The sequence below is a fragment of the Methylobacterium sp. WL6 genome (assembly GCF_008040095.1).
Lineage (GTDB): Bacteria > Pseudomonadota > Alphaproteobacteria > Rhizobiales > Beijerinckiaceae > Methylobacterium.
Map to the genome: position 1 here is coordinate 1 of NZ_VRVH01000420.1, position 3082 is coordinate 3082.

The window sequence follows — 3082 nt, forward strand, 5'->3', positions numbered from 1 at the left end:
ACTTCTCGCGCCAGGCTTTGGCGACCTGGTCGGCGAGCGGCTTCATTAGGTAGCTCATCACGGAGCGCTCGCCGATCTGGAGGAAGGCTTCGACCGGCATGCCGGGCACGAGCTGGACCTCGCCCAGGCGCTCGCGCTGGGTCTCGGGCACGCGGATGCGGGCGGTGTAGTAGCTCTGTCCGGTCTTGGGATCGGTCGAGACGTCGGCCGAGACGCGGCTCACCGTGCCGTCGATCTCGGGCGTGGTGCGGCTGTTGAAGGCGGAGAACCGCAGCACCGCGCGCTGCTCGCGGCGCACGCTGTCGATGTCCTGGGGCGGGATCTTGACCTCGACGGCGAGCTGGTCGGCCGTGGGCACGATCAGCATCGCCGGCTCGGACGGCGTCACCAGCCCACCGACGGTGTGGACCGTCATCTGGTGGACCGTGCCGTCCTGCGGGCTGCGCAGGTCGATGCGCTTGAGCTGGTCCTCGGCCGCGACCCGCTTCTCGCGCAGCTCCGAGCGCTTGCCGCGGATCTCGGCGAGATCCTTGCCGACCTCGGTGCGCATGTCGCCGTCGACCTGCAGGATCTGCAGCTCGGTCTCGGTGATCTTGCCCTTGGCCGAGGCGGTCTGCGCGACGAGCTGGCCGCGCTCGCCCTGGAGCCGGGCGGTCTCGCGCTCGAGCGCGGTGACGCGCGAGAGCGGCACCAGGTTCTTGGCGTAGAGCTCGCGCACCCCCGTCAGCTCGGTGAGGATCAGCGCGATCTCGCGCTCCTTGGCGTTGGCCTGCTGGGTCAGGCCGCCGATCTCCTGGCGCAGCTGCTCGATGCGCTCGGAGAGCTGCGCCTTCTGCCCGGCGCGGCCGGCGCGGCGGGCGGCGAACAGGCGGGTCTCGCCGTCGACGAGGCGGGCGACCGAGGGGTCGGCGTCCCGGCGGCCCAGCAGCTCGGCGGGGAAGGCGATCGTCGGGGCGTCGTCGCGCTCGGCCTCGTCGCGGGCATGGCGCGCGTCGAGCTCGTCCAGCGCCCGCAGCACGATGTCGAGGTTGGCCCGGGTCTGCGTCTCGTCGAGGCGGATCAGCACGTCGCCGGCCTTGACCCGGTCGCCCTCGCGCACGCGCAGCTCCCCGACCACCCCGCCGGTGGGGTGCTGCACCTTCTTGACGTCGGACTCGACCACGAGCTGGCCCGGCGCGATCACCGCGCCGGCGATCTCGGTGAAGGTGGCCCAGCCGCCGACGCCGACCACCAGCACGGTGCCGAGCCCCAGGCTCAGCGCGAGGTGGCGCCGGATCGAGGCCCGGGCGCGGGGGCGCGGCGGCAGGGGGGCGGCCGGGACGGCGGCGATCGGGCCTGCGAGGATCACGGGGTCGGCCATGGTCAGGCGCTTTCCTGCAGGGTCGGCTTCGCGGGCCCTTGCGCGGGCAGCCCCGCCGGGGCCGGTTCGGGGGCGGCGCGCAGCACGCGCTTGAACACCTCGTCCTTCGGGCCGAAGGCCTGGGCGCGGCCGTCGGCCATCATCAGCACGAGGTCGAGCGCGGCCAGGGCCGAGGGGCGGTGGGCCACGACGATGCAGATGCCGCCCCGCGCCCGCACGCCGAGGATCGCCCGGGTCAGCGCGTTCTCGCCCTCGGCATCGAGGTTGGCGTTGGGCTCGTCGAGGATCACCAGGAACGGGTCGCCGTAGAGCGCCCGCGCCAGGCCGATGCGCTGGCGCTGGCCGGAGGACAGGCCCGCTCCCCCCTCGCCGATCCGGGTGTCGTAGCCGTCGGTCAGCCGCAGCACCATCTCGTGGATGCCCGCCGCCTGCGCCGCCGCGATCACCGCCTCGGCCGAGGCCGCCGGGTCGAAGCGGGCGATGTTCTCGCCGATGGTGCCGGCGAACAGCTCCGCCTCCTGCGGCAGGTAGCCGAGATGGGGGCCGAGGTCGGCCGGTTCCCACTGGTCGAAGGCCGCCCCGTCGAGGCGCACCTTGCCGCGCAGGGGCGGCCACACGCCGATCAGCGCGCGGATCAGGCTCGACTTGCCGGAGGCCGAGGGGCCGATCACCCCGAGGCCCTGCCCGGCCTTCAGCGCGAAGCTGATCTCGCCGACCACCGGGCGCTGCGAGCCGGGCGGGGCGATCGTGACCGCCTCCACCGTCAGCGTCCGCGACGGCGCCGGCAGGCCGTGGCGCGGCTGCCCGGCCGGGATGCGCGTGAGCAGGTCCGAGAGCCGGGCCCAGCTCTGGCGCGCCTGGACGAAGCCCTTCCAGTTGGCGATGGCGAGTTCCGCCGGGGCCAGCGCCCGCGACACCAGGATCGAGCTCGCGATGATGATGCCGGCGGTGGCCTGGCCCTGGATCACCAGCCAGGCGCCGAGCGCCAGCACGCCCGATTGCAGCGCCATGCGGAACACCTTCGACACGGCGCCGAGGCCCCCGGCCACGTCGGCGTTGCGCTGCTGGGCGTCCATGTAGTCGCGGTTGGCCCCGGCCCAGCGCGCCTGGAAGCGGCCCTGCATGCCGAGCGCGGCGAGCACCTCGGCGTTGCGGCGCCCGGCCTCCGCCAGGCCGTTGCGGCGCAGGCCGTGCCCGGTGGCGGCCTGGGCCGGCCTGCGGGTGGCGCGGTCGGTCAGCCACGTCACCGCCGCGAGGAAGAGGGCGCCGCAGAGCGCGGCGACGCCGATCAGCGGGTGGAACAGGAAGCAGACGGCCAGGTAGATCGGCAGCCACGGCAGGTCGAAGAACGCCGACGGGCCGGTGCCCGACAGGAACGCGCGGATCTGGTCGAGGTCGCGCAGCGGCAGCAGCCCGTCGCCGGGGGCGGCCCCCTTGAGCGGCGCGCGCACCACGAGGTCGAACACGCGGCCCGACAGCGCCTCGTCGAGCGCCGCCCCGACGCGGGCGAGGATGCGCGAGCGGATCGCCTCGAGCGCCCCCTGGAACGCGTACAGCGTCAGCGCCAGCGCCATCAGCCCGATCAGCGTCGGCACCGAACGGCTCGGGATCACCCGGTCGTAGACCTCCAGCATGAAGAACGAGCCGGTGAGGTACAGCACGTTCACCACGCCGCTCATCACCGCGACGCCGGCGAACGCCGTCCGGCAGGACGCCAGGGCC

Annotated in this window: 2 protein-coding genes; both read right to left on the bottom strand. The window is 74.2% G+C overall.

Translation table 11 applies throughout. The features are described 5' to 3' along the window. Nucleotides 1-1360: HlyD family type I secretion periplasmic adaptor subunit (locus tag FV230_RS26580; protein ID WP_147844513.1), on the bottom strand; the 1360-nt coding region annotated here is incomplete at its 3' end. A 2-nt stretch (nt 1361-1362) separates the two neighbouring features. Then, a partial coding sequence (locus tag FV230_RS26585) for a type I secretion system permease/ATPase (protein ID WP_246695016.1) occupies nt 1363-3082 on the bottom strand: 1720 nt, incomplete at its 5' end.